24 protein-coding genes, 1 other RNA gene and 3 pseudogenes are annotated in these 26404 nt (G+C 67.2%); 13 read left to right on the top strand and 15 right to left on the bottom strand.

All coding sequences use genetic code 11. From position 1 onward, the window contains the following. Positions 1–10 precede the first annotated feature (10 nt). An RNA gene (gene rnpB / locus BN2156_RS02840) (RNase P RNA component class A) lies at positions 11–402 on the bottom strand. A gap of 29 nt (positions 403–431) precedes the next feature. Here rnpB and BN2156_RS02835 point away from each other — a divergent pair. After that, positions 432–884 carry a helix-turn-helix transcriptional regulator gene (locus BN2156_RS02835; protein WP_090510005.1) on the top strand — a complete coding sequence of 151 codons (453 nt, stop codon included), beginning with the start codon at positions 432–434 and terminating at the stop codon, positions 882–884. 9 nt (positions 885–893) lie between these two features. Then, the gene (locus BN2156_RS02830; RefSeq protein ID WP_090510003.1) at positions 894–1313 is read left to right on the top strand and encodes a VOC family protein; all 420 of its coding nucleotides are present in this window, start codon (positions 894–896) and stop codon (positions 1311–1313) included. A gap of 8 nt (positions 1314–1321) precedes the next feature. Here BN2156_RS02830 and BN2156_RS31080 read toward each other — a convergent pair whose 3' ends face one another. Next, a complete protein-coding gene (locus BN2156_RS31080; protein WP_407661716.1) occupies positions 1322–2554 on the bottom strand; it encodes a DUF222 domain-containing protein in 1233 nt (410 codons plus the stop codon). Next, positions 2527–3168, bottom strand: a pseudogene (locus tag BN2156_RS02820) (NAD(P)/FAD-dependent oxidoreductase); the annotation flags it as partial. The gene BN2156_RS31080 and the pseudogene BN2156_RS02820, both read right to left, overlap by 28 nt. Positions 3169–3216: 48 nt before the next feature. Between BN2156_RS02820 and BN2156_RS02815 the strand changes: the two are divergent. Next, positions 3217–3798 (top strand): type II toxin-antitoxin system RelB family anti-toxin, encoded by a 582-nt coding sequence (locus tag BN2156_RS02815; RefSeq protein ID WP_090509998.1) that lies wholly within the window; start codon positions 3217–3219, stop codon positions 3796–3798. 1 nt (position 3799) lies between these two features. Here the strand turns inward: BN2156_RS02815 and BN2156_RS02810 are convergent, their stop codons facing one another. From BN2156_RS02810 to BN2156_RS02780, 7 genes and pseudogenes are all read right to left on the bottom strand, one after another. After that, positions 3800–4897 (bottom strand): bifunctional RNase H/acid phosphatase, encoded by a 1098-nt coding sequence (locus tag BN2156_RS02810; RefSeq protein ID WP_090509996.1) that lies wholly within the window; start codon positions 4895–4897, stop codon positions 3800–3802. Then, positions 4894–5622, bottom strand: coding sequence for a zinc ribbon domain-containing protein (locus tag BN2156_RS02805; protein ID WP_090509993.1), 729 nt, complete (start codon positions 5620–5622; stop codon positions 4894–4896). The genes BN2156_RS02810 and BN2156_RS02805 overlap by 4 nt, the downstream gene beginning before the upstream one ends. Positions 5623–5650: 28 nt before the next feature. Next, complete coding sequence (locus BN2156_RS02800) at positions 5651–6784, bottom strand: Nif3-like dinuclear metal center hexameric protein (protein ID WP_090509990.1); 1134 nt, start codon at positions 6782–6784, stop codon at positions 5651–5653. Beyond that, positions 6781–7047 (bottom strand): annotated as a pseudogene (locus BN2156_RS02795) (aminotransferase class I/II-fold pyridoxal phosphate-dependent enzyme); the annotation flags it as partial. The gene BN2156_RS02800 and the pseudogene BN2156_RS02795, both read right to left, overlap by 4 nt. Positions 7048–7067: 20 nt before the next feature. Then, positions 7068–7352, bottom strand: a pseudogene (locus BN2156_RS02790) (redoxin domain-containing protein); the annotation flags it as partial. Continuing rightward, positions 7352–7789 (bottom strand): DUF3052 domain-containing protein, encoded by a 438-nt coding sequence (locus BN2156_RS02785; RefSeq protein WP_090509988.1) that lies wholly within the window; start codon positions 7787–7789, stop codon positions 7352–7354. The gene BN2156_RS02785 and the pseudogene BN2156_RS02790, both read right to left, overlap by 1 nt. Positions 7790–7902: 113 nt before the next feature. Continuing rightward, positions 7903–8475, bottom strand: coding sequence for an Rv2240c family protein (locus BN2156_RS02780; RefSeq protein ID WP_210436565.1), 573 nt, complete (start codon positions 8473–8475; stop codon positions 7903–7905). A gap of 145 nt (positions 8476–8620) precedes the next feature. Here BN2156_RS02780 and aceE point away from each other — a divergent pair, with 145 nt between their 5' ends. The 7 genes from aceE to BN2156_RS02745 all read left to right on the top strand — a co-directional run bounded on the left by aceE (position 8621) and on the right by BN2156_RS02745 (position 18321). After that, positions 8621–11410: a pyruvate dehydrogenase (acetyl-transferring), homodimeric type gene (aceE, locus tag BN2156_RS02775; RefSeq protein WP_090509985.1), complete on the top strand. Its 2790-nt coding sequence runs from the start codon at positions 8621–8623 to the stop codon at positions 11408–11410. A 99-nt stretch (positions 11411–11509) separates the two neighbouring features. Continuing rightward, complete coding sequence (locus tag BN2156_RS02770) at positions 11510–12793, top strand: PucR family transcriptional regulator (protein WP_090509984.1); 1284 nt, start codon at positions 11510–11512, stop codon at positions 12791–12793. 172 nt (positions 12794–12965) lie between these two features. After that, positions 12966–13886 (top strand): ACP S-malonyltransferase, encoded by a 921-nt coding sequence (locus BN2156_RS02765; protein WP_090509981.1) that lies wholly within the window; start codon positions 12966–12968, stop codon positions 13884–13886. An 89-nt stretch (positions 13887–13975) separates the two neighbouring features. Further along, positions 13976–14272 (top strand): meromycolate extension acyl carrier protein AcpM, encoded by a 297-nt coding sequence (gene acpM / locus BN2156_RS02760; RefSeq protein ID WP_003884427.1) that lies wholly within the window; start codon positions 13976–13978, stop codon positions 14270–14272. Next, the gene (gene kasA / locus BN2156_RS02755; RefSeq protein ID WP_090509979.1) at positions 14269–15519 is read left to right on the top strand and encodes a 3-oxoacyl-ACP synthase KasA; all 1251 of its coding nucleotides are present in this window, start codon (positions 14269–14271) and stop codon (positions 15517–15519) included. Before acpM ends, kasA begins: the two co-directional genes overlap by 4 nt. A 78-nt stretch (positions 15520–15597) precedes the next feature. Further along, positions 15598–16851, top strand: coding sequence for a 3-oxoacyl-ACP synthase KasB (gene kasB, locus BN2156_RS02750; protein ID WP_090509977.1), 1254 nt, complete (start codon positions 15598–15600; stop codon positions 16849–16851). Between the two features lie 48 nt (positions 16852–16899). After that, entirely contained in the window at positions 16900–18321 is a 1422-nt protein-coding gene (locus BN2156_RS02745) for an acyl-CoA carboxylase subunit beta (protein WP_090509974.1), read from the top strand. Positions 18322–18333: 12 nt separating this feature from the next. Here BN2156_RS02745 and BN2156_RS02740 read toward each other — a convergent pair whose 3' ends face one another. Beyond that, positions 18334–19083, bottom strand: coding sequence for an SDR family oxidoreductase (locus BN2156_RS02740; RefSeq protein WP_090515384.1), 750 nt, complete (start codon positions 19081–19083; stop codon positions 18334–18336). Positions 19084–19170: 87 nt separating this feature from the next. On the opposite strand from BN2156_RS02740, the gene BN2156_RS02735 reads away from it, so the two are divergent. Beyond that, the gene (locus BN2156_RS02735; protein ID WP_090509971.1) at positions 19171–20058 is read left to right on the top strand and encodes a LysR family transcriptional regulator; all 888 of its coding nucleotides are present in this window, start codon (positions 19171–19173) and stop codon (positions 20056–20058) included. A 12-nt stretch (positions 20059–20070) separates the two neighbouring features. On the opposite strand, the gene BN2156_RS02730 is transcribed toward BN2156_RS02735, so the two are convergent. Together BN2156_RS02730 and BN2156_RS02725 are read right to left on the bottom strand one after the other, a co-directional pair. Then, positions 20071–21618 (bottom strand): glycerol-3-phosphate dehydrogenase/oxidase, encoded by a 1548-nt coding sequence (locus BN2156_RS02730; protein WP_090509969.1) that lies wholly within the window; start codon positions 21616–21618, stop codon positions 20071–20073. After that, complete coding sequence (locus tag BN2156_RS02725; RefSeq protein WP_090509966.1) at positions 21615–22202, bottom strand: TetR/AcrR family transcriptional regulator; 588 nt, start codon at positions 22200–22202, stop codon at positions 21615–21617. Before BN2156_RS02725 ends, BN2156_RS02730 begins: the two co-directional genes overlap by 4 nt. Before the next feature lie 50 nt (positions 22203–22252). Here BN2156_RS02725 and BN2156_RS02720 point away from each other — a divergent pair, with 50 nt between their 5' ends. Next, positions 22253–23833: an FAD-binding oxidoreductase gene (locus BN2156_RS02720; RefSeq protein ID WP_090515382.1), complete on the top strand. Its 1581-nt coding sequence runs from the start codon at positions 22253–22255 to the stop codon at positions 23831–23833. Beyond that, positions 23830–24729, top strand: coding sequence for a diacylglycerol kinase (locus tag BN2156_RS02715; RefSeq protein WP_090509964.1), 900 nt, complete (start codon positions 23830–23832; stop codon positions 24727–24729). Before BN2156_RS02720 ends, BN2156_RS02715 begins: the two co-directional genes overlap by 4 nt. On the opposite strand, the gene BN2156_RS02710 is transcribed toward BN2156_RS02715, so the two are convergent. Both BN2156_RS02710 and BN2156_RS02705 read right to left on the bottom strand, forming a co-directional pair. After that, entirely contained in the window at positions 24639–25688 is a 1050-nt protein-coding gene (locus BN2156_RS02710; protein WP_090509961.1) for an alpha/beta hydrolase, read from the bottom strand. The genes BN2156_RS02715 and BN2156_RS02710 overlap by 91 nt on opposite strands. Positions 25689–25703: 15 nt before the next feature. Then, positions 25704–26339 (bottom strand): TetR/AcrR family transcriptional regulator, encoded by a 636-nt coding sequence (locus BN2156_RS02705; protein WP_090509958.1) that lies wholly within the window; start codon positions 26337–26339, stop codon positions 25704–25706. Positions 26340–26404 lie beyond the last annotated feature (65 nt).

The following is a 26404-nucleotide window of genomic DNA, read 5'->3' as shown; positions in this document are numbered from 1 at the left end:
CGGGCTGGGGCGAACGAGTTGGCCTGTAAGCCGGATTCTGTCCTTCGGCGCCATCGCTGGCGCCGAAGCGGCGACCATCCATCTGGACACACCGTCGCCGGGTGCCTCAAGCGGCCTACCCGCAGGCTCGGGCGAGCAGCCCTCAGGCGCCTGCGCGACCGCAACCAGGTTGCGGCCTTCTTGGCCTTGCTTCGGGTGGGGTTTGCCTAGCCACCCCGGTCACCCGGGATGCTGGTGCGCTCTTACCGCACCGTTTCACCCTTACCATTTCTGGCGGTCTGTTTTCTGTGGCACTTTCCCGCGAGTCACCTCGGATTGCCGTTAGCAATCACCCCGCTCTGTGAAGTCCGGACTTTCCTCGACCTCGGTTTCCACCGATGCCGCGGCCGCCCGGCCAACTCGTTCGCGCTGATCACCGTACTCTCATTTCCATGGCACAGGTGCCACCGGCACGATATTTGCTCCGCGCGAAGGACCTCGCGGACGCCCGTTACGCGGATCCGATCACCGTGGACGACCTGGCGGATGCCGCCGGATTGTCGCGGGCCCACTTCAGCCGGATGTTCACCCGCACGTTCGGTGAGTCGCCTCGGGCGTACCTGCAGAGCCGGCGCCTCGAGCGGGCCGCGGCCCTGCTGCGCAACACCGACCGCTCGGTCGCCGACATCTGCGTGATGGTGGGCCTGCACAGCGTCGGTTCGTTCACCACGAACTTCGCCCGGGTGTACGGCAAGCCACCGGCGGCCTACCGGGCGAGCCTGCCGCCGGCCGTGCTGCGCGCGCCGGTGCCCAGCTGCATTCTGGCGCGCGACACCCGACGTCCCCTTTCGGGACGAACCAAGACAGCACAAACGGAGAAGACGTCCGGCCCGGACCGGACGTAGCGTCGACTCATGATGAAAATCGCATACACCCACCTGTGGGTTCACGACCAGGAAGTCGCGCTGAAGTTCTGGACCGAGAAGGTGGGAATGGAAGTGCGCGAGGATGTTTCGTTCCCGGAGGAGATGGGCGCGTTCCGGTGGGTGACGGTCGGCCCGCCGGGGCAGGACGACGTGGGCATCGTGTTGATGGCCGTGCCGGGCGAGCCCGTGATGGATGAGCAGACCCGCGGGCAGGTGCTGGATCTGACCGCAAAAGGCTTCGCGGGCACGGTGTTTCTGACCACCGACGATTGCCAGAAGAGTTACGAGGAGCTCAGCGCCCGGGGCGTGGAGTTCACCGAGCCGCCGAACCAGATGCCCTACGGCATCGACTCGGGTTTTCGTGACCCGTCGGGCAACAGCATCCGGTTGACCCAGCGCACCGACTGAGCCACCCACTAAGCCGCGGGCGCGCATCGGGCGAACTCGATCGCGACCTGCAGCTCGGTCACGCTCTCGTATTTCTCGATGGAGCCGGGTGGCGGCGGGGCGGTAGAGCGGTAGATCGCCCCAGTCGGAGTGACGAACTCGGCCGTGTGGACACCATTTTCGTCACTCGCCGTCACCGCCCACCCAGGTGATTCTTTGACGTAATTGCAGCGTTCGCACTCCCCTAGGCCGTTGAGCGCACTGGTCGGGCCGCCGCCGGCATGAGGCCGCGCGTGCTCGTGATGCCGGATCGGCGCATCGCAGTACGGGGTCCGGCAGGTCTGGTCCCGCAATCCGATGAACAAGGCCAGCGCCTTGGGGAACAGTCGCGACCGCGACTCCATCGCCGCCAATGCGCCCGATACCGGATGCCGGTAAAGCCGCCGCAACGTCGCCCGCGACCGCTCGTCGGCGACTGCGTCACTCACCAGGTTGCGGGCCACCGCCGCGGGCACCGGTCCGTATCCTTCGACCACGGCCGGATTCTCATCGTCGGCCAACAGGGTCTGGTCGGACATCAGCAAGTTGACTGCCACCGGCTCGGGCACGTCGGCGGGGCGGCCGGTCACCCGCTCCGCCACGGTATCGGCCATTACCTGGCCGCGGGTCCGGCCGTCGAACGTCGTATCAGCAGTCCGCTTCAGCGCCGCGTACACGCCGACGCCCTTCGGCATCGGCAACAACACTGTCAGCCGGGCCATGCAGTCCGGTGCCGGCCGGATCCAGACGTCGCGATCCTCTGCCGCCTTCGCTGCCCGTTCGACGACGGCTTGCGGATCCAGGCGGTAGGCGATCTTCTTGGCTTCAGCCTCAATCCGCTTGTTTCCCATGCCGTCGAGCTTCGTCACGTCGGCGCACATCTCGGCATCCAGCGCGCGCCGATCCTCGACCGTCAGGCACGCCGACTCCTTCACGATCAAGGTCGCCCGCCATTCCGACAACACACCGGATTCGAGCGCCGACAACGTATGCGGCATCTCATGGACCAGCGCCTTGGCGAACCCGAGATGCCGGTTGCCGCACGTGGGCGAATCATGGCGGGCCAGCGCGACCTCCGACGCCACCCCACGGCCCCGCTTTGCCCGGGCGCCGACACGGCGCCGAGTTGCGCCGCCAGCGGTGAGCGCTGGTGCAGCGTGGCAGCGACGAGCGCACCGCGCCGGGCCAGCCGGGTGCCGTCGGTGAATTCGACGGCCTCCAATTCTCCGTCGCCGGAGACGAACCGGGCGATCGATCGCGCGTCGACACCGATTCCGGCCGCGTCCAACTGCTTGACCTGTGTGTCGTCGAGCCCGCCGTCACCGTTGGTGAGTACCACCAGATCCTCGGTCCAGCCGCGCATCATCAACGCCGAGTGCACCGCACGGTCGCCTTGGGCGATCACAGCGACCGGCGCATCGCGCAACTCCCAGCCGTGGCAGAAGGGGCAGTGGAAAACCGAAGCGCCCCAGAGTTCTTCGAGCCCGGCGATGTCCGGCGCCCGGTATTGCATCCCGGTTGCCAGCAGCACTGTCCTGGCCCGCTCACGGGTACCGTCGGCCAGCTCGAGGCTGAATCCCGGCTCCCCGCGAACCACTTCACCGGTGCGCACCTCGACCGTCGGGTATGCGGCCAGCTCCGCACGGCCTGCCGCATAGAGCTCGGCAGGTGGACGACCGTCACTGCCCAGCAGGCCGCCGATTCCGTGTGCGGCCAGGTTGCTCTGATTCCCCGCGTCGACGACAAGTACGCGCCGACGGGCCCGGCCCAGTACCAGCGCCGCACTCAGGCCGGCCGCGCCGCCACCCACGATGACGCAATCCCAAACATTTTCCATGCCTTCGAGCTTGCCCAATCCCATGGCAAAGTGCCAAGCTAATTTGCCATGGAGGCAAAAGCAGAGGAGCCCGCCGACATCGACGCCCTGGTCCGGAGCCGCCTGCGTGAGTTACGGGCCCAACGTGGGCTCACCCTCGAAGACGTCGCCCGCCGCGCACAGATCGATGTCTCGACGTTGAGCCGGCTGGAATCGGGCAAGCGCCGGCTGGCCCTGGATCACCTTCCCCGGCTGGCCGCCGCACTATCGGTGACCACCGACGAGCTCTTGCGCGCGCCGCAGGCCGAGGACCCCAGGGTCACCGGCGCCTCACATACCCACCACGACATCACGTACTGGCCGCTGACCCGCCAGGGTCCGGCGGCGGGGCTGCATGCCTACAAGATCCGGATCAGCCCGAAGCGACGCAAGCCGCCCGCCGAATTCCCCGTGCACGAGGGACGTGACTGGATGTACGTGCTGTCCGGACAACTGCGCCTGATCCTGGGTGAGCAGGACTTCGTGGTCAATCCCGGTGAGGCCGTGGAGTTCTCAACCTGGACACCGCACTGGTTCGGCGTCGTCGACAAAGCCGTCGAGGCCATCACCATCTTCGGCCCGCACGGCGAACAGTTGCATCTGCACGCGTGACCTACAGGTAGGCGGTCTGGTTCACCAGCCGCACCGAAGACCCGCCGTCGGCGTAGAACTCGGCGATGGACAGGGATGCCAAATCCAGATGCAGCCGGTACAGGATGCCCTCGCCGGCATCGAGCGCCAGCCGCAGGATGGTCTTGATCGGGGTGACGTGTGAGACCACCAGAACCGTTGCCGCACCGTACTCGTCGATGATCCGGTCACGCGCGCGAAGGACCCGGTGGGCCACCGCATCGAAGCTCTCCCCGCCGGGCGGCTCGACGCTGGTGTCGCGCAGCCAGCGCCGGTGCAGTTCCGGATCCCGTTGCGCGGCTTCGGCGAACGTCAGCCCCTCCCACTGACCGAAGTCTGTCTCGATCAGGTCATCGTCGACACGGACGTCGACACCGAGCGTCTTGGCTGCCGCCGTGGCCGTCTCGTATGCCCGCTCCAGCGGCGAGGTGACCACCGCGGCGATACCGCCGCGCGCCCCCAGATACCGTGCGGCGGCGTCGGCCTGCTTGCGGCCCTCCTCGGTGAGCGCGGGGTTCCCGCGGCCCGAATACCGCCGCGCCACGGACAATTCGGTCTGGCCGTGACGCAACAGCAGCAGCCTGGTGGGAGCTCCGGTGGCACCGGTCCAGCCGGGTGCCGACAGCGTGGGCTTCTCGGCTTCGACGGGTTCCGCGGCGGGGTCCCCGCTGACGATGCCCGCGGCCGCGTCCATGGCCTCGTTGGCCAGCCGGTCGGCTTGACTGTTGCGGGCGCGCGGAATCCAGGTGTAGCTCACCCGGTCGAACCCCGCGGCCAGATCAGCGGCCCGGCGCTGCAGTTCGATCAGGTCGGGATGTTTGACCTTCCAGCGTCCCGCCATCTGTTCGGTCACGAGCTTGGAATCCATCGACACCGCCACCTCGTCGGCGCCCAGGTCGGCGGCTGCCTCCAGACCCGCGATCAGGCCCCGGTATTCGGCGACGTTGTTGGTGGTCCGGCCGATCGCCTCTTTGCGTTCGGCCAGCACGGCGGCGTGCTCGGCATCGAACACGACCGCGCCGTAGCCCGCCGGTCCGGGGTTGCCCCGGGAACCGCCATCGGCTTCGACCAGAACCTTCACTGCTTGATCCGCAAGAGGATCGCCCCGCACTCGGGGCAGCGCAACACCTCGTCCTCGGCGGCGGCGGCGATGCGGGCGCTCTCGCCGCGGTCGATCTCGATCCGGCAGGCACCGCAGCGCCGGCCCTGCAGCAACCCGGCGCCGGCACCCCCGCGGGCCCGCAGCCGTTCGTACAGGGCGACGAGTTCGGGATCGATGACGCTCACCAGTCCGTCGCGACGGGTCACCGCTTGATGCTTGGCCTGGTCGATCTCCACCAGTGCGGCATCGCGCGCCTGCTGCGCCGCCGACAGGGTGGTCTGCAGGTCATCGATGCGTTGCAGCGCCTCGGCCTGCTGGCCGGACAGTTCCTCACGCCGTTCCATGAGCTCAAGCAGCGAGTCCTCCAGGCTGGCTTGCCTGCGCTCCAACGTTTCCAGTTCGTGCTGGATCTCGGCGACCTGTTTGGCGCCCACCGTGCCGCCGTCGATCAACCCACGGTCGCGGTCCTCGCGCTGACGCACCGAGTCGATCTCGCTCTCGAGCTTGGTCACCTGGGCGTCCAGGTCTTCCAATGCGATGCCCAGGACACCCACCCCGTCGCTGGCCGCGGCGTGCTCAGCCTGCGCCTCGTCCACCTTCTTCTGTTCGGCCAGGTTCTTGGCGCGGTGCGCGAGACGCCCGAGTTCGGCATCGACCTCGGTCAGCGCGAGAAGCGAACGTTGTTGTTTTACTTCGGCTTTCATGCCCTGACTTTCATGTAGTTGGTAACGATCAGCACTCGACGTTCCACGGGTCGGTGCGTACCGACGACACCCGCACCTTCAGGGCGTCACCGAACTGCCCGCGCAGCACTTCGGCAGCTTGGCCGCACCAGGGGAATTCGGTGGCCCAGTGCGCCACGTCGATCAGCGCGACCGGTGAGGCCCGGCGGTGCTCGTCGGCCGGGTGGTGCCGCAAATCCGATGTGACGTAAGCCTCTACGCCGGCCCGGGCCACCGTGCCCAGCAGGGAATCGCCGGCTCCCCCGCACACCGCGACCCGCGACACCATGGCGTCGGGATCACCTGAGGTTCGCACTCCCCACGAGGTGGCCGGAAGCGCGGCGCGTACCCGGGAAGCGAACTCCGACAACCGAACCGGTCGGTCCAGCTCGCCGATCCGGCCGATTCCGACCTCACCGGGGATCGGTGCCAGCGCGAAGATGTCGAAGGCCGGTTCCTCATACGGATGTGCGGAGCGCAGTGCGGACAGGATGGCCGCACGCAGCCGCGCGGGCGCGATCACCTCCACCCGGTCCTCGGCCACCTGCTCGACGGTGCCCACCTCGCCGATGGCCGGGGCCGCGCCGGCGTGCGGCAGGAACTGCCCGGTTCCGGCCACACTCCAACTGCAGTGCGAGTAGTCGCCGATGCGCCCGGCACCGGCGTCGAACAGCGCCTCTCGCACCGTGGTGGCGTCCGCGGCCGGTACGAACACCACCCACTTGTCCAGATCGGGGCCCGGCGCAGCCGGGGACAGCACCGCGTCGACGGTCAGGCCCAGCGCCTCGGCCAGCGCGTCGGACACGCCGGGTGAGGCCGCATCGGCGTTGGTGTGCGCGGTGAACAGGGCCCGCCCGGTGCGGATCAGCCGGTGGATCAGCGCGCCCTTGGCGGTGTCGGCCGCCACGGTGTCCACACCGCGCAGCAGCAGCGGGTGGTGCGCGAGCAGCAGACCGCGCTCGGGAACCTCCTCGATCACGGCCTCGGTCGCGTCCACCGCGATCGTCACCGATTCGACCGGTTCGCCGGGATCCCCACACACCAGACCCACCGAATCCCAGTCGTGGGCCAGGTGCGGCGGGTACGCCGCGTCCAGCGCGGCGATCACCTCTGCCAACGGCACCCCGGCGCCTCGCGCGGTCATTTCAGCACCTCCGTCATGGCGTCGATCAGTGCGGGCCATTCCGGCCGCACCGCGGCACGCAGGTAATTCTCCGGCAGGCCCACGAACGTATCGCAACGCCGTACCGCAATGCCTTTGCTTTCCAGATGTTTTCGCATCAGCTCCGCGTCGGGCACGGTGAACAGCACAAATGGCGCCGCGCCGGCCACCACGTCCAGTCCGAGCCTCTCGAGCCCGGTAGCCATCGCCGCCCGCAGCTCGGCCAGCCGGCGGGCTGTCTCTTTTACACATCTAGATGTGTTTAAAAGAAATCGGCCAGCACCGGGAAGGTGAATCCGCTTTCGATGGACCAGATCTTGTGCGTCGGAGGCGGACCGACCGAGATCGCCAGGGTCGCGGTGTCGTCGTTCTCGTACTGCGGCAGCTTGTCGCGAATCTCGCCGAGTTCGCCTTCACACACACCGGTGAACGCCAACGGGAAGAACACCAGCAGCACGTCCTTGGCACCGCGGTACGCGCTGAGGGTGATCGGCCTGCCGTTCTGGTCCCGGAGCGTGAAATCGGGCGCCGGGGCACCGACGGCCAGCATCAGGTCCGCTTTCCGGCGGCCTTCGATTTCGGCTGCACCAACCGGCTCGCCGTCCAGTCCCCCAATTTGGCCGACGAGGTCTGCATCAGACCGGCCGTCGGCGCCGATTCGGCGATCTCGGCGGGCAGCACGTGCCCAGCCTTACCGGTCTTGGGAGTCACCACCCAGATCACGCCGTCCTCGGCGAGTGGGGTGATGGCGTCCATGAGCCGGTCGACAAGATCCCCGTCGTCGTCCCTCCACCAGAGCAATACGACGTCGACGACTTCGTCCGAATCCTCATCGAGCAGCTCGGAACCGCACGCTTCCTCGATGTCGGCCCGGATGTCGTCGTCGCTATCCTCGTCCCAACCCAGTTCCTGGACGATCTGATCCTTGTGGATCCCCAGGATGTGGGCGTAGTTCGGGCCTGAGTCCGTCCCCGCCGCCGCGACCACCGTCGGTCCTCCTAACCTTTCTTCGAGCCTGTCTCAAGACTGAGTATCGACCTATCGTCGCACGGCGACGCACTTGCGCGGGCGTCTGGCGGGCGAGTTTGTCGGCCCGCCGGTCAGTAAGCCTTGTCGCATCGGGTCAGTGCGTTCTCTCGGGCGGTGTTCGATCGGTTCGATGCCGCGTTGAACTGATCCGGGCCGACATGGCCGGATATGGCGGTGACGAGGGCTCTCGCCGAGTCGATCCACTCGGTCAGCGCGGCGTGCAGATCCGGTGACAACGCATCCGACAGACCCGAGCTGACCAGATCGGCGCTGCGGTTCAGCCCGTCGATCGCGGGGCCGGCCTTGGCCGCGGTGTCCCCGCCGCTGTTCACCGCCTCGACGTACCCGTTGACCGCGTTCACCGCGTCGACGGCGGAGGTGCTGAGGTCCTCGCACACGGTGTGCACGGCGCGGGTGGTCAGCGAGGCCTGGCGTTCGGACTCACGCGCCACCGAGCTCGCCGAGGACTCCTCGATCGAGGCCTTCACCGACGCCCGATACTCGGGCGCAGCCGCCGAATCGACCTGTGCGGTACCGCCGGTAACAGCCGAACACCCCACCACGACCATCGCGATCACCGCGGCGCCACCGAGTGCGCACGCGACGATCCGCGCCTTTGCCCCAAACCGCCCATCAACCGGCACGATCTGCAGACGTTACCGGTTCACAAAGCAACTGATGGGTAACTTACGCACCGCCACCCCCAGCGGCATCGAGGCGGCAAGATAGGTGGACGATAGAAGGTGCCACAAGCACTGTCAGTAGTGACCGCCTAACAAGGAGCGGAAGTTGACCACCGAGTTCGTGCGCCAGGATCTGGCCCAAAACTCCTCTACCGCAGCCGAACCCGACCGGGTACGGGTCATCCGTGAGGGAGTTGCCTCCTACCTTCCCGACATCGACACCGACGAGACCGCGGAATGGCTGGAGTCGTTCGACGAATTGCTGGAGCGATCCGGTCCGGCACGCGCCCGGTATCTGATGCTGAGACTGCTGGAACGCTCGCGGGAGAAGCGCGTCGCCATCCCGGCACTCACCTCGACCGACTACGTCAACACCATCCCCACCGAGCTGGAGCCCTGGTTCCCCGGTGACGAGGACGTCGAGCGACGCTACCGCGCCTGGATCCGGTGGAACGCGGCCATCATGGTGCACCGTGCCCAGCGCCCGGGAGTCGGTGTGGGCGGCCATATTTCGACGTACGCGTCGTCGGCCTCGCTGTATGAGGTCGGGTTCAACCACTTTTTCCGCGGCAAATCCCACCCGGGCGGCGGCGACCAGGTTTTCATCCAGGGACACGCCTCCCCCGGCATCTACGCGCGCGCCTTCCTCGAGGGCCGGCTGACGACCGACCAACTGGATGGTTTCCGCCAGGAACACAGCCATCCGGGCGGCGGCCTGCCGTCCTACCCGCACCCGCGCCTGATGCCCGACTTCTGGGAGTTCCCCACGGTGTCGATGGGCCTGGGCCCGATGAACGCGATCTACCAGGCCCGGTTCAACCACTACCTGCATGACCGCGGCATCAAGGACACCAGCGATCAGCACGTGTGGGCCTTCCTCGGCGACGGCGAGATGGACGAGCCGGAGAGCCGCGGCCTGATCCAGGTGGCCGCCAACGAGGCGCTCGACAACCTGACCTTCGTGGTGAACTGCAACCTGCAGCGTCTGGACGGTCCGGTGCGCGGCAACGGCAAGATCATCCAGGAACTGGAGTCGTTCTTCCGCGGCGCGGGCTGGAACGTCATCAAGGTGGTCTGGGGCCGCGAGTGGGACGCCCTGCTGCACGCCGACCGCGACGGTGCTCTGGTCAACCTGATGAACACGACGCCCGACGGCGACTACCAGACGTACAAGGCCAACGACGGCGCCTACGTGCGCGATCACTTCTTCGGCCGCGATCCGCGCACCAAGGCCCTGGTCCAGCCGATGACCGACCAGGAGATCTGGAATCTCAAGCGCGGCGGTCACGACTACCGCAAGGTGTACGCCGCCTACCGCGCCGCCATGGAGCACAAGGGCCAGCCGACGGTCATCCTCGCCAAGACCATCAAGGGCTACACGCTGGGCAGCCACTTCGAGGGCCGCAACGCCACGCACCAGATGAAAAAGCTTGCGCTGCAAGACCTCAAGGATTTCCGTGACGTCACCCGGGTGCCGATCACCGACGAGCAGCTCGAGCAGGACCCGTACCTGCCGCCGTACTACCACCCGGGACCGGAAACCCCCGAGATCCGGTACCTGCTGGACCGTCGCCGCGCCCTGGGCGGGTTCGTGCCGTCCCGACGGAACAAGACCACGCCGTTGGCGCTGCCGGCGTCCGACGCCTATGCCGCTTTGAAGAAGGGGTCAGGCAACCAGGCCGTGGCCACCACGATGGCGACGGTGCGCACGTTCAAGGAACTGTTGCGGGACAAGAACATCGGGCCGCGCCTGGTACCGATCATCCCGGACGAGGCACGCACCTTCGGTATGGACTCGTGGTTCCCGAGCCTGAAGATCTACAACCGCAACGGGCAGCTGTACACGTCGGTGGACTCGGCATTGATGCTGGCGTACAAGGAATCCGAGATCGGTCAGATCCTGCACGAGGGCATCAACGAGGCCGGGTCGACGGCATCGTTCACCGCGGTGGGCACGTCGTACTCCACCCACAACGAACCGATGATCCCGATCTACATCTTCTATTCGATGTTCGGGTTCCAGCGCACCGGCGACGGACTGTGGGCAGCTGCAGATCAGATGGCCAAGGGATTCGTGCTCGGGGCGACCGCCGGTCGCACCACGCTGACCGGTGAGGGCCTGCAGCACGCCGACGGCCATTCGTTGCTGCTGGCGTCGACCAACCCGGCCGCGGTGACCTACGACCCCGCCTTCGCGTACGAGATCGCGCACATCATCGAGAGCGGACTGCAGCGGATGTACGGCGAGCACGCCGAGAACGTGTTCTTCTACATCACCATCTACAACGAGCCCTACGTCCAGCCCGCCGAGCCGGCCGATCTGGACACCGACGCCCTGTTGCGCGGCATGTACCGCTACCGGCGGTCGGCCGAAAAGCGTACGAACACCGCCCAGATCCTGGCGTCGGGAGTGTCGATGCCCGAGGCGCTGCGCGCGGCGGACATGCTGGCCGAGGAATGGGACGTGGCCGCCGACGTGTGGTCGGTGACCAGCTGGGGCGAGCTCAACCGTGAGGGGGTGGAGATCGAGCGGCACCGGCTGCGCCATCCCGACCAGCCCGCCCGTACGCCGCACGTGACCAGCGCGCTGGCCGACGCGGCCGGGCCGGTGGTGGCGGTGTCGGACTGGATGCGTGCGGTGCCAGAGCAGATCCGGCCATGGGTCCCGGGCACCTACATCACGCTGGGCGCCGACGGCTTCGGCTTCTCCGACACCCGTCCGGCGGCGCGGCGCTTCTTCAACACCGACGCCGAGTCGGTCGTGGTGGCGGTGCTGCAGGGGCTGGCCCGCGACGGCGAGATCGATCCGTCGGTGGCCGTCGCGGCGGCCAAGCAGTACAAGATCGACGACGTGTTCGCCGCCGCGGTGTCCTACGTCGACACCGGAAGCGCCTGACCACATTTCTTCGAACGGGCGGTCGCTCTTATAAAAGGGTGACCGCCCGCCGGTGGGCGCTTGGAGGAATCCACCAGAAAATTGGCGTAGCTTTTAGGGATGCCGGACAAGCGGTTCGTGCCGCCGAAATCGACCGTCGAGGTCTTGGAGAGCGTGCCCGACTCGGTGCTGCGCCGGCTGAAGCAGTATTCCGGCCGGCTGGCCACCGAGGCCGTGCACGCCATGGCCGAACGCCTGGACTTCTTCTCCGACCTCGACGCGTCGCAGCGGGCCAGCGTGCAGCTGGTGGTTCAGACCGCCGTCGTCAACTTCGTCGAGTGGATGCGGGATCCGACCAGCGACGTCAGCTATACCGCCCAGGCCTTCGAGGTGGTGCCCCAGGACCTGCGCCGTCGTATCGCGCTGCGCCAGTCGGTCGAGATGGTGCGGACCTCGATGGAGTTCTTCGAAGAGGTGGTGCCGCTGCTGGCCCGGTCCGAAGAGCACCTCAACGCGCTGACCGCGGGCATCTTGCGCTACAGCCGGGATCTGGCGTTCGCGGCGGCCAGCGCCTACGCCGACCAGGCCGAGGCCCGCGGAGCCTGGGATCTGCGGATGGAGGCCAACGTCGTCGACGCCGTCGTGCGCGGCGACACCGGACCCGAGCTGCAGTCCCAGGCCGCGGCCCTGAACTGGGACGCCACCGCGCCGGCCACCGTGATCGTCGGCCTGCCGCGTCCGGACCGACTGGATCTGGCCCGCGACGACATCCACGACGTCGTGAAGCGCAACGACCGGGCGGCGCTGTCGGATGTGCACGGAACCTGGCTCGTGACGATTGTGTCGGGCTCGCTGTCAGCAACCGACCGGTTCCTGGTCGACCTGCTGTCGGTGTTCGCCGAAGGTCCGGTGGTGGTCGGGCCGACGTCCCCGACCCTGACTGCCGCGCATCGCAGCGCCACCGAGGCGATCTCGGGGATGAACGCGGTCGCCGGCTGGCCCGGTGCGCCCCGCCCGGTGTCGGCGCGCGAGCTGTTGCCCGAGCGGGCCCTGCTGGGCGATACCACGGCGATTGCGGCACTGGAGACCGAGGTCATGCGGCCCCTGGCCGATGCCGGCCCGGCACTCACCGAGACGCTCGACGCCTTCCTCGATTCCGGGGGTGCCATAGAAGCTTGTGCACGCAAATTGTTCGTTCATCCAAACACGGTGCGCTACCGGCTGAAACGGATCGGCGACTTCACCGGGCGCGATCCAGCCGTGCCGAGGGACGCCTATGTGCTGCGCGTTGCGTCCACCGTCGGCAGATTGAGCAAACAGGCATACCAGCCGAGCACGTCAAATGCCGGAACCATGGTGATCCCGGCGATTCGCCCGGTGCCTTCGGCCGGACCACGAGCCTGAATCAGGCCGGCGGGACGTCCGAGGGGCCGTGAGATATTTCGCTCCGATGAAGGCAGAGTCGCATCACGTGCACTTTTGTGGGGAACCTACAAAAACATAAGACAAGGTTCATAATCTCTTACACCCCACAAAACCATCTTCACAGTGTTCTCTTAATGACGTGCCTCAACCCGTGCTCGCATTGCTTGCTCCCGGACAGGGATCGCAGACGCCCGGCATGCTCTCCCCCTGGCTGGAGCTGCCCGGTGCGGCTGATCGCCTCGCCACGTGGTCGCAGATCAGCGGCCTGGATCTGGCGCGGCTGGGAACCACCGCCACCGCCGAGGAGATCACCGACACCGCGGTGACGCAACCGCTGGTGGTGGCCGCCACCCTGCTGGCCTACGAGGAACTGACCAAGCGCGGCGTCCCCGAGACTGCCGAGACCATCGTCGCCGGCCATTCCGTCGGTGAGATCGCCGCATACGCCATCGCCGGCGTCATCACCGCCGACGACGCGGTCAAGCTGGCTGCCACCCGCGGCGCCGAGATGGCCAAGGCCTGCGCCGTCGAGCCGACCGGGATGTCGGCGGTGCTCGGCGGCGACGAGGCCGAGGTGCTGGCCCGGCTGGAGTCACTGGACCTGGTCCCCGCCAACCGCAACGCCGCCGGCCAGATCGTGGCTGCCGGCGCGATCGCCGCACTGGAGAAGCTCGCCGAGGATCCGCCGGCCAAGGCACGGGTCCGCCAGCTGGCCACCGCAGGCGCGTTCCACACCCACTACATGGCTTCCGCGCTGGACGGTTACGCCGCGGCCGCCGGGTCTGTAACGACCGCTGAGCCCACGGCGACACTTCTGTCGAATGCGGACGGTCAGCCGGTCGCCTCGGCCGCCGATGCGATGGAGAAGTTGGTGTCGCAGCTGACCAAGCCGGTGCGCTGGGACCTGTGCACGGCCACCCTGCGGAGCCGGTTCGACGGCGCCGAGCGCGCCGGGATCGTCGAGTTCCCGCCGGCAGGCACCCTGGTCGGCATCGCCAAACGTGAATTGAAGGGCACACCGACGCGTGCGGTGAAGGCCCCCGCAGATCTGGACGGCTTGGACGAGCTCTGAGTCCAGCGACAACTGAATATCGAACAACCGAACGTCCCGAATTGTCCTCCGCACCCGGAGGGCGCTTTCAACAACAAGAAGGAGCCATTGTGGCCGCCAGTCAGGAAGAAATCATCGCCGGTCTCGCCGAGATCATCGAAGAGGTCACCGGCATCGAGCCGTCTGAGGTGACCCCGGAGAAGTCGTTCGTCGACGACCTGGACATCGACTCGCTGTCGATGGTGGAGATCGCGGTTCAGACCGAGGACAAGTACGGCGTGAAGATCCCCGATGAGGATCTGGCCGGCCTGCGCACCGTTGGTGACGTCGTGTCCTACATCCAGAAGCTCGAGGAAGAGAACCCCGAGGCTGCCGCCGCCCTGCGCGAGAAGTTTGGCTCGGAATGAGCAAACCTTCCACTGCTAACGGAGGCTTCCCGAACGTCGTGGTGACCGCCGTGGAGGCCACCACGGCGCTCGCTGCTGACATCGAGAGCACGTGGAAGGGCCTCCTGGCCGGAGAAAGCGGCATCCATGAGTTGACCGACGACTTCGTCACCAAGTGGGACCTTCCGGTGCGTATCGGTGGTCACCTGGTCGACGACATCGACAGTCATCTGACCCGCATCGAGCTGCGCCGTAACTCCTACGTGCAGCGCATGTCACTGGTGCTGGCCCGCCGGCTGTGGAAGAACGCCGGTGCGCCCGAGGTCGATCCCGATCGCTTCGCGGTCGTGATCGGCACGGGCCTCGGCGGCGGCGAGAAGATCGTCGAGACCTACGACGCGATGAACGAGGGCGGCATCCGCAAGGTCAGCCCGCTCGCCGTTCAGATGATCATGCCCAACGGTGCGGCCGCGGTCGCCGGACTTGAGCTCGGCGCCCGCGCCGGGGTCATCACCCCGGTGTCGGCGTGTTCGTCGGGATCTGAGGCCATCGCCCACGGTTGGCGCCAGATCGTGATGGGTGACGCGGACTTCGCCGTCGTCGGCGGCGTGGAGGGCGGTATCGAGGCATTGCCGATCGCGGCGTTCTCGATGATGCGCGCCATGTCGACCCGCAACGACGATCCCGCGGGTGCGTCTCGGCCGTTTGACAAGGACCGTGACGGATTCGTGTTCGGCGAGGCCGGCGCGATGATGATCATCGAGACCGAGGAGCACGCCTTGGCCCGTGGCGCCAAGCCGCTGGCTCGGTTGATGGGTGCCGGTATCACCTCGGATGCGTTCCACATGGTGGCTCCGGCGGACAACGGCGTACGGGCCGGTGCCGCGATGAAGCGGGCTCTGGAAACCGCCGGGCTGGACGCCAAGGACATCGACCATGTCAATGCCCACGGCACGGCCACCCCGATCGGTGACACCGCCGAGGCCAATGCCATTCGGGTTGCCGGATGCCAGAACGCCGCGGTGTACGCACCGAAGTCGGCTCTGGGTCACTCGATCGGTGCGGTCGGTGCGCTGGAGTCGGTGTTGACGGTGCTCGCGTTGCGTGACGGGGTCATCCCCCCGACGCTCAACTACGAGACACCGGATCCTGAGATCGATCTCGATGTGGTTGCGGGCGAGCCTCGTTATGGCGACTACAAGTACGCCATCAACAACTCGTTCGGATTCGGCGGCCACAATGTGGCCCTGGCCTTCGGCAAGTACTGAGGCCTGGCAGACCGGTCCCTTAAGTAACCCCGGAAGGTAAACACCGAGGGAACGCACGGAAGGAAGAACTCCGTAAATATGGCGGGATTGTCCACTGGGAATGGTCTTCCCAATGTGGTTGTCACCGGCGTAGCGATGTCAACGGCGCTGGCAACCGATGCTGAGAACACCTGGAAGAAGCTGCTCGACGGTCAGAGCGGCATTCGGAAGCTCACCGACTCGTTCGTCGAGGAGTACGACCTGCCGGTTCGCATCGGCGGCCATCTCCTGGAGGATTTCGACTCCGAGCTGACGCGGGTCGAACTGCGCCGGCTGTCATATTTGCAGAAGATGTCGACGGTCATCGGCCGCCGGGTGTGGGCCAATGCCGGCTCCCCCGAGGTCGATGCCCGCCGTCTCATGGTGTCGATCGGCACCGGTCTGGGTTCGACCGAAGAACTCGTGTTTGCCTACGACGGCATGCGGGCCAAAGGTCTGCGTGCCGTGTCGCCGCTGGTGGTGCAGATGTACATGCCCAACGGCGCGGCAGCTGCCATCGGACTCGAGCGCAAGGCCAAGGCCGGGGTGTGTACCTCGATCTCGGCCTGCGCCTCGGGTTCCGAGGCCATCGCCAACGCCTGGCGTCAGATCGTGCTGGGCGAGGCCGACATCGCGATCTGCGGTGGCGTGGAAACCAAGATCGAAGCCGTGCCGATCGCCGGCTTCGCGCAGATGCGCATCGTGCTCTCCAACAGCAATGACGATCCGCAAGGTGCCTGTCGGCCCTTCGACAAGGATCGCAACGGCTTCGTGTTCGGCGAGGCCGGTGCCCTGATGGTCATCGAGACCGAGGAGCACGCCAAGGCGCGCGGCGCCAACATCCTGGGCCGTCTGATGGGTGCGAGCGTCACCTCCGACGGCTACCACATCGTGGCGCCGGACCCCAACGGCGAACAGGCCGGCTATGCCATGACCCGCGCCATCCAATTGGCAGGCCTGCAGCCCACCGACATCGATCACATCAACGCGCACGCCACCGGCACCAGCGTCGGCGATGTGGCCGAGGGGAAAGCAATCAACAATGCGATGGGCGGCCACGCGCCCGCGGTCTACGCGCCCAAGTCTGCGCTCGGCCACTCGGTCGGCGCGGTCGGTGCGGTGGAGTCCATCCTCACGATCATGGCGCTCAAAGACGGCGTCATTCCTCCGACGCTCAACCTGCGTAACCTCGATCCGGAAATCGATCTGGACGTGGTGGCCGGTGAGCCGCGGCAAGGCGACTACAAGTACGCCATCAACAATTCGTTCGGATTCGGTGGGCACAACGTCGCGCTCGCCTTCGGAAAGTACTGAGAATCCACAACTACGGCGACCCAGCGCTTTCCCTTAAAGGAGACCTTTATGACGATCATGGCCCCCGAGGCAGCCGCCGAATCACTCGATCCACGTGACCCGCTGCTGCGTCTGCAGACGTTCTTCGACGACGGCAGCGTCGAGCTGCTGCACGAGCGGGACCGCTCCGGCGTGCTGGCCGCCGCCGGCACGGTCAACGGTGTTCGTACGGTTGCGTTCTGCACCGACGGCACCGTGATGGGCGGTGCCATGGGCATCGAGGGCTGTGCCCACATCGTCAACGCCTACGACACCGCGATCGAGGAGCAGAGTCCCATCGTGGGCATCTGGCACTCGGGCGGTGCCCGGCTGGCCGAGGGCGTCAAGGCGCTGCATGCGGTCGGCCTGGTCTTCGAGGCCATGATCCGCGCGTCGGGCTACATCCCGCAGATCTCGGTGGTCGTCGGCTTCGCCGCCGGCGGTGCCGCTTACGGCCCGGCCCTGACCGACGTCATCATCATGGCCCCGGACAGCAAGGTCTTCGTCACCGGTCCGGACGTGGTGCGCAGCGTCACCGGTGAGGACGTCGACATGGTGTCGCTCGGCGGCCCCGACGCCCACCACAAGAAGTCGGGTGTGTGCCACATCGTCGCCGATGACGAGCTCGACGCTTACGAGCGTGGCCGTCGCCTCGTCGGATTGTTCAGCCAGCAGGGTCATTTCGATCGCAGCAAGGCCGAGGCCGGCGACACCGACCTGGCCGCGCTGATGCCCGAGTCGGCCCGTCGCGCCTACGACGTGCACCCGATCGTGGAGGCACTGCTCGACGAGGGTGTGCCGTTCGAGGAGTTCCAGGCCAAGTGGGCCCCGTCGATCGTGGTCGGCCTGGGCCGGCTCGCCGGTCGCACGGTCGGCGTGATCGCCAACAACCCGCTGCGCCTCGGCGGCTGCCTGAACTCCGAAAGCGCGGAGAAGTCAGCTCGTTTCGTGCGGCTGTGCGATGCGTTCGGCATCCCGCTGGTGGTTGTGGTGGACGTCCCGGGTTACCTGCCCGGCGTGGACCAGGAGTGGGGCGGCGTGGTGCGCCGCGGCGCCAAGCTGCTGCACGCCTTCGGTGAGTCCTCGGTCCCCCGCGTGACCCTGGTGACCCGCAAGATCTACGGCGGCGCCTACATCGCGATGAACTCGCGTTCGCTCAACGCCACCAAGGTTTTCGCCTGGCCGGACGCCGAGGTCGCCGTGATGGGCGCCAAGGCCGCCGTCGGCATCCTGCACAAGCGCAAGCTGGCCGCCGCCCCGGATCACGAGCGTGAGGCCCTGCACGAGGAACTCGCGCTGGAGCACGAGCGGATCGCCGGTGGTGTGGATTCCGCGATCGAGATCGGCGTGGTCGACGAGAAAATCGATCCGGCCCACACCCGCAGCAAGCTGACGCAGGCGCTGGCCGAGGCCCCGCACCGGCGCGGTCGCCACAAGAACATCCCGCTGTAACTCTTCAGCGCGCTAACGGGTGGTGTAACCGCCGTTGGCGAAGATGGTCTGCCCGTTGATCCAGTGCCCCTCGTCGGCGAGGAACACCACCAGCGGCGCGATGTCGGTGATCTCGGTCAGCCGGTTGCCCATCGCCTGCGACTTGTGGAACTCGACCCGCTCCGGAGTTTCCTGCGGATAGAAGAACGGCGTGTCCATCGGGCCGGGGGCGACGTTGTTGACGTTGATGCCGCGGACGCCGAATTCCTTGGAGGCGGCCCGGGTGAAGTGTTCGACGGGGCTCTTCGAGCCCGCATACGTCGAGTAGCCGTCGGTGTAGGCCGCCAGCAGCGCGGTCACGATGGTGACCACCGAGCCGTTGTCGGCCAGGCGCTTGCCCGCTTGTTGCAGGAAGAAGTAGGCCGCCTTGGCGTTGATGTCGAACATCGAGTCGTACTCGGCCTCAGTGGTTTCGACGAACGGCTTGCGCAACACCTTGCCCACGGTGTTGATCGCGATGTCGACGCCGCCGAATGCGTCGACGGCCGTGTCGAAGAGTTTCTCGACGTTGGCCGGAACCGTCAGGTCGCCTTGCACTTTGACGGCCTTGACGCCCGCGGCCTGCACGGCAGCCACGGTCTTGTCGGCATCGGCCTCGGTGGAGGCGCTGTTGTAGTGGACAGCGACGTTGACACCCTTGGCGGCCAACGTGGTGCTGATCAGGCCACCAAGGTTCTTCGCACCAGCAGCAACGACTGCGGACTTACCTTCAAGTTTGCTCATGGTGAGCAGCGTAGTTTCGTCGTCCACAGATAGATAACGCAAAAAACCGAAGTATCCACAAGGTCTGGTTGTAGATAGAGTAGGAGTGTGTCAGCAAAAGTCCCTGATCTACGGCGTTTACGTCAATTCGTTGCGATAGCGGAATGCGGCAGCGTTACCGCCGCTGCCACCGCGCTGCACATTAGCCAACAAGCCCTGAGCAGCTCCATGCAGCAATTCGAGAAAGATCTCAACGCCACGCTGTTCCAGCGGGAGGGGCGTGGCCTGACACTCACGCGGGCGGGCGAGTTTCTTCTGGGCGAGGGCCGAACACTGCTGGCAGCAGCACAGACCGTGGCCGCACGGGTGGAACAGACTGCCGGAGGTGCCGCTGAGGTATTCGTCGTCGGCCACACCCCGGCACTCAGCGGTAGCGAAGCCTACGCCCGCGTCGAACCGGCCATCCTCGCCTTCCCTGCCACGTCCTTCACCTTCCGTCAGCTCTACCCCGATCAGCTTGCCGGTGCGGTGCTCGACGGCAGCGTGCACCTGGGCCTGCGCCGAGGCGTGGTTCCCACCAACGAATTGGCCACGGCCATCTTGGGTTACGACCGGGTGCGGCTGGCGATGCCCGGCGAACACCGGCTGGCCGGCCGCTCGGTCGTCGACATTCACGAGCTCGCCGGTGAGCGCATCGCGCTATGGGCTCCCCCGGGGACCTCGTACTACAGCGACTTTCTGATGGGTGCGTGCCGGCGGGCCGGATTCGAACCCGAGTATGTCGTCAGCCGGGTCCAGGGTGCGGCGACCGTCGCCGCCCCGCTCACCACCGGAGCGATCGCATTCGTCACCACTGTCCCTGGTCCGGCCATGGACGGCCGCGTGACGGTCACCGAACTGGAACCCCCATTGCTGGTGGGGGCCCAGGCACTGTGGCAGCGGCACACCAGTTCAGCCGTGCGCGACGCGCTTCTGTCCCAGGGTGGGCAGACGTGAGGCTCCGGTGGACTACTCGCCTTGCCCGAACTCGGCGACCATCTCGGCGGCCGCCGCGCTCGCGAGATCCCGGTCGGCCGCCACCAAACCGATGCGCGTGCGCCGGTCGAGGACGTCATCGACACACAGGGCCCCTTCGTGGGTGACGGCGTACTCGAATTCCGCACGTATGACGTCGATTCCGTCGGCCACAGGGTCCGTGGGGCGAGCACACCGGGCCCGGGCAATGACGTTGGGGGCCTCGGCGCCGTACCGGGCCACCAGCGAGGACGGGAGGGCGTGCTCGGAGCGCAACGTGGACACCGGATTGGCCGGCGCACCGACGAGCGGCAGGTTCGCCGTGCGACAGCCCGCCGCGGACAGCCCGCGCAGGGCCAGCGCCCGGTCCAGGACATCCTGGGCCATGTACCGGTATTCGGTGAGCTTCCCGCCGATGATGCTGATCACGCCGCCGGCCGATTCCACCACCGCGTGTTCGCGGGACACGTCGGCCGTGTTGCCCTCTCCGGTGTCGATCAGTGGACGCAGCCCCGCGTAGGTGCCGCGCACATCCGCGGTGGTCAGGTCTGTGGCCAGCGCGGTGTTGACGGTGTCGAGCAGAAACGCGATCTCGGCCGGAGTCGGTTCCGGCACATCGGGAATCGGCCCAGGGGCGTCTTCGTCGGTCAGGCCGAGGTAGACGCGGCCGAGCTGCTCGGGCATCGCGAAGACAAACCGGTTCAACTCCCCCGGTATCGGAATTGTCAGGGCCGCAGTGGGATTGCCGAATGCCGCGGAATCGAACACCAGATGCGTACCGCGGCTGGGCCGTAGTGTGAGCGCCGGGTCGAGGTCGCCGGCCCACACCCCGGCGGCGTTGATGACCACCCGCGCCGTCGCGTCGAAGGAATCGCCGCTGAGTTCGTCGGTCAGTCGGACCGAGGTGGCACCGGCCGCGGCGGCCGAGACCCGGGTGAGAATGCGGGCCCCGTGCTGGGCCGCGGTTCGGGCGACGGCGGCCACCAGCCGGGCGTCATCGATCAGCTGGCCGTCGTAGGCCAGGTAGGCCCCGTCGAGTCCCTCGGTGCGAACGGTCGGGGCCAGCTCGACCGCGCGACGTGCGTCCACCCGGCGCGAGCGCGGCAAGGTCGCCGGGCTGGTTCCGGCGAGCCTGCGCAAACCGTCGCCTGCGATGAATCCGGTGCGCACCAACGCGCGCGACGCGCGTCTCATCGACGGCAGTAGCGGCACCAGTTGCGGCATGGCCTTGACGAGGTGAGGCGCGTTGCGGGTCATCAGGATTCCGCGTTCGATCGCGCTGCGGCGGGCGATCCCGACATTGCCCGTGGCCAGGTAGCGCAGACCGCCGTGGACCAGTTTCGAACTCCACCGGCTGGTCCCGAAAGCCAGATCGTGTTTCTCCACCAGGGCCACCCGCAGGCCCCGGGTGGCGGCGTCCAGCGCGATGCCGGCCCCGGTGATGCCGCCGCCGATGACGATCACGTCGAGCTGTTCTCCGTCGGCCAGGGCGGCCAATTCGGTTGTGCGCCTGGCGCGGTTGAGTGCTGTCGGGCCGGTCACGATGCCAGGTATCCGTTCAGGGCGTGGGCGAGTTCGCCGGCCAGGGTCTCGGCATCGAGGATGGGCTCGACCATCTGTGCGGACTGGATCGCCGATTGTGTGATGAGCAGGCACATGGTGGCCAGTTGGCGGGGATCCCCGGCCCGGACGCGGTCGTCCCCGCGACCGGCCTCCTGTGCGAGCTTGAGTTCGCCGGCCAGTGCATCGATCAGGATCTGCTGACTGGTGCCCAGTCGCTCGGCGATGTAGACCATCGCCACTTCCGGCGCCGAGTGCAGGACCGCCATGATCACCTCGTCGTGGCGCAGCCGCGCGGCCACGGTCACGATGCGATCGACCAGCGCCGCACGGCCCGGACCACCTACCTCGGTCGTATCGAGGACACCGACCACCCGCGCGGTGAGCAGCGCGGCGAGGATCGACTGGGTGTCGGGGAACCGCCGATACACGGTCGGGCGGCTGACACCTGCCCGCCGGGCGATCTCGGCCAGCGTCACGCGGTCAACACCGAAGGCCAGCACGCAGCTGGCGGCGGCTTCCAAGATCTGGTCGCTCAGCGATCTATCGTTACTGATTGACATCATGTGTAATACTGTAACGCATGACTCAGCCGGCTGAACAGTTTCTGCCTCCGATGAAGTGGAATGCCTGGGGCGACCCGCAGGCAGCCAAGCCGCTCTCCGACGGGATCCGGTCCCTGCTGCAGCAGGCCCTGGGCGTCGATGCCGCACCGGCGGCCGAGCTGGCGCCCGCGCAGGTGCAATTGCGGCCATCGGCACTGTCCGACGGCGACCGAGACGCCCTCGCCGCGATCGTCGGCCCCCAGCACTGCGGTACCGACTCCATGTCACGGCTGTTGCACGCCGGCGGGAAGTCGACGTTGGATCTGCTGCGCCGCAACGACTCCGGGGTGCAGGATGCGCCCGACGCGGTGTTGCTCCCGGGTTCGGATGATGAGGTCGCCGCGATCCTGGCGCACTGCGCCGAGCAACGGATCGCGGTCGTCCCGTTCGGCGGCGGGACGAGCGTCGTGGGTGGGCTGGATCCGCTGCGCGGTGAATTCGCTGCCGTCGTCACACTCGACCTGCGCCGGTTCGACTCCCTGCACAGCCTCGACGAGGTCGCCGGTGAGGCCGAGCTCGGTGCCGGCGTCACCGGACCACAGGCCGAAGCACTGCTTGGCGCACAGGGCTTCTCGCTGGGACACTTTCCGCAGAGCTTCCAGTTCGCCACGATCGGCGGGTTCGCCGCCACCCGTTCCTCAGGGCAGGATTCGGCCGGATACGGTCGTTTCGACGACATGGTCCGTGGCCTGCGCGCGGTCACCCCGGCCGGCACGCTCGACCTCGGCCGCGCCCCGGCCTCGGCCGCCGGACCGGATCTGCGGCAACTGCTGCTCGGGTCCGAAGGGGTGTTCGGGGTCATCACCCGGGTCCGGGTCCGGGTACATCCGGTGCCGGCGACCACCCGCTACGAAGCGTGGTCTTTCCCCGATTTCGCGACGGGCGCCGAAGCGCTGCGGGCCGTCACCCAGACCGGGACCGGCCCGACGGTGATCCGGTTGTCCGACGAGGCCGAGACCGGGGTGAACCTGGCGACCACGGAAAGCATTGGTGAGCAGAGCATTACGGGTGGCTGCCTGGCCGTCACGTTGTTCGAGGGAACCGAGGCGCACACCGAGAGCCGCCACGCGGAGACCCGCGCCGTGCTCGAAGCCCACGGTGGCACGTCGCTCGGTGACGCGCCGGCCCGGGCCTGGGAACACGGCCGGTTCAATGCGCCGTATCTGCGCGATTCGCTGCTGGCCGTCGGTGCGCTGTGCGAAACCCTGGAGACCGCGACCACGTGGTCCAACCTGGCCGGACTGAAGGCCGCGGTGACCGAGGCGCTGACCACCTCACTCGCCGAATCCGGCACGCCGGCCCTGGTGATGTGTCACATTTCGCATGTGTACCCCACCGGTGCCTCGCTTTACTTCACCGTCGTCGCGGCCCAGCGCGGCAATACGATCGAGCAGTGGCAGGCCGCGAAGAAGGCCGCGTCCGATGCCATGGTTCGAGGCGGCGGCACCATCACCCACCACCACGCAGTCGGCGCGGATCACCGTCCCTGGATGCGTGCGGAGATCGGCGACCTCGGCGTCGAGGTACTGCGCGCCGTCAAGGCCACCCTGGATCCGGCCGGAATCCTCAACCCGGGCAAGCTGATTCCGTGAAGCAGGTCACGGTCCTGACCAATCCCATGTCGGGGCACGGGAATGCGCCGCACGCGGCCGAACGGGCTGTCGCGCAGTTCCAGCGGCGCGGTATCGATGTGTGCGCGATCGTCGGGACCGACGCCGCCCATGCCCGCCGCCTGGTCGACGAGGCGCTCGACCGCGGCACCGACGCCCTGGTGGTGGTCGGCGGCGACGGGGTGATCTCGCTCGCCCTGCAGGCGCTGGCCACCGGAGACGTCCCGCTGGGCATCGTGCCCGCCGGCACCGGCAACGACCATGCCCGCGAATACCGGTTACCGACAGGCGATCCCGAGGCCGCAGCCGACATCGTCGCCGACGGTCACACCGAGACGGTCGACCTCGGCCGCATCGTGGATACCTCTGGCGCGGTCAAGTGGTTCGGCACCGTGATGGCCGCCGGGTTCGATTCCCTGGTCAGCGACCGGACCAACCGGATGCGCTGGCCCCACGGGCGAATGCGCTACAACGTCGCGATGCTCGCCGAGATCTCGAAGCTACGGCTGCTGCCGTTCCGGCTGACTTTCGACGACGGCCCGGAGATCCGCACCGACCTCACCCTGGCCGCGTTCGGCAACACCCGCAGCTATGGCGGCGGCATGTTGATCTGTCCCGGCGCCGACCACTCGGACGGGCTGCTCGACGTCACGATGATCACATCGGCGTCCCGCACGAGATTGGTCCGCCTGTTCCCCACCGTTTTCAAGGGCACTCATGTCGATCTCGACGAGGTGACCACCAAGCGCGCCAAGACAATCCACGTGGAATGCCCAGGCATCAACGCCTACGCCGACGGGGATTTCGCGCTCCCGCTGCCCGTCACGGTGTCCGCGGTGGCGGGTGCGCTGCGCTTGCTGGTGCCCAAGCAGTCCTGAATGAACTCGACCATGCAGTCGCGGGCCTCACGGCTCTCCGGCAGAAACGGCAGGAACGCCGGGAAGGCGTGGAGCTGACCGGGCCAGACCTTGAGGGTGCACGACCGCCCCGCATCGGTCAGCACCTCATGCATGCGTTCGGCGTCACAACGCAGCGCCTCGGATTCCGCCGCGATGATCAGACTCGGCGGGAAATCGGTGAGTACCCCGTTGACCGGTGACAGGGCATGCCCGTCCGAGTTCTTCGGGCCCACGCATTCGACGATCATCGGAAGGGCAAGGCCGATCCCCATCCGGTCCTCGGCGAAGTTGGGATGGCCGGAGCGGCGTTCCCCGTCGAGTTCGAGCAGTGGGCTGACTCCGATGACGCCGGCCGGTGTGCCCATCCCCTGCGCCGCAGCGGCGAGAACAGTTGCGAATGACAGGAATCCGCCGGCCGAGTCACCGGCCACGACCGTGGTGGCCGGGTCCGCACCCTGATCCATCAACCAGCGGTATACGCGCAGGCAGTCCGCGACGGACTCGTCGACGGTCACATCGGGGTGCTGGCGGTATTCGACATGCACCACGGGCAGTTGTGTCCGGCGGGCAAGCGCGACGACGACATGCGAGTGGGTGTCGAAGCCGCCGAGGAAGAATCCTCCGCCGTGCAGGTAGAGGATGACGCCGTCCGAGAGCGCACGGTGAGCCGATTCCGCGGTACGGACGGTCTCGACGGTGACCCGGCCGAGCGTGATGCGGCTGGTCCGCAGCCCGCGCCGCGGACGGAGGCGCTGCAACCGCGCGAGCGCGTCGATGCGACGCCCGATCGAGGCCAGGCGATCCTCGACGGCCCGATCCCCTTGGTAGGCAACTGATCTACGTACCTGCACCAGCAGCGTTCGGCGGGCGATGGCGTAGCACGCTCGGGATCTGCGACTGGGGCGTCGTGTCGACAGCGCGGCGGCCGGTAATACCATTCGAACTCCTTTGGGTTACTTCGGCGATCCCAGGGCGGCAAGCAGTTTCACCAGATGCCCGAATGCGTCGGTGAACGGCCGGGCCGGCACCGATGGGTCGATGGCCCGCTGGATGCCGAGGCCGATCCCAGCGCTGAGCAGCAGGTTGCCGAGATCCTCCAGGCTCGCCGCGACCTCACTGTGCTCCAATTGCGCTTCGGTGAGGCCGAGTTCGGCTGACATCGACTGCAGTACGTCGATGACCATCTGTGCGGCCTCGTTGCGCAATGCCGTGATCATTTCGGCGAGTTCGGGATTGTTCCGAGACAGCACCGCGAATTCGAGCTCGAGCATGGTCCAGCCGACATCACCCGCGGTGCGCTCCAGCCAGGCGCTCAGGGCCGCCACGCGGCTGTCCAGCTCGGCATCGGAGATCGCGAGTTCGGCCATCTCGGCGAACTTCTCGCGGTGGATCAGCTCGAGGACATCGCGGCAGAGGTTCGGCTTGCTGCCGAAGTTGGAGTACACCGCACCTTTGGAAAAGCCCGCGTCGTCGGCGATGTCTTCGAGGCTCGTGGCGGCATAACCGTGGCTCAGGAAGCGCCGCTTGGCGGCCTGCAGGAGTTCAGCCCGCGTCTGTTCCTGGCGTTGAGCCCTGGTCAGCCGCGGCATGCGCTGATGATAGTTCGGAGCGGACTTTGGGTATTGATTTAACTCAAAGTATTCAGATACCGTGA

The sequence above is a fragment of the Mycolicibacterium neworleansense genome, assembly GCF_001245615.1.
GTDB lineage: Bacteria > Actinomycetota > Actinomycetes > Mycobacteriales > Mycobacteriaceae > Mycobacterium > Mycobacterium neworleansense.
The sequence above is the reverse complement of the archived record's forward strand: the minus strand, read 5'-3'. Positions and strand labels throughout refer to the sequence as shown.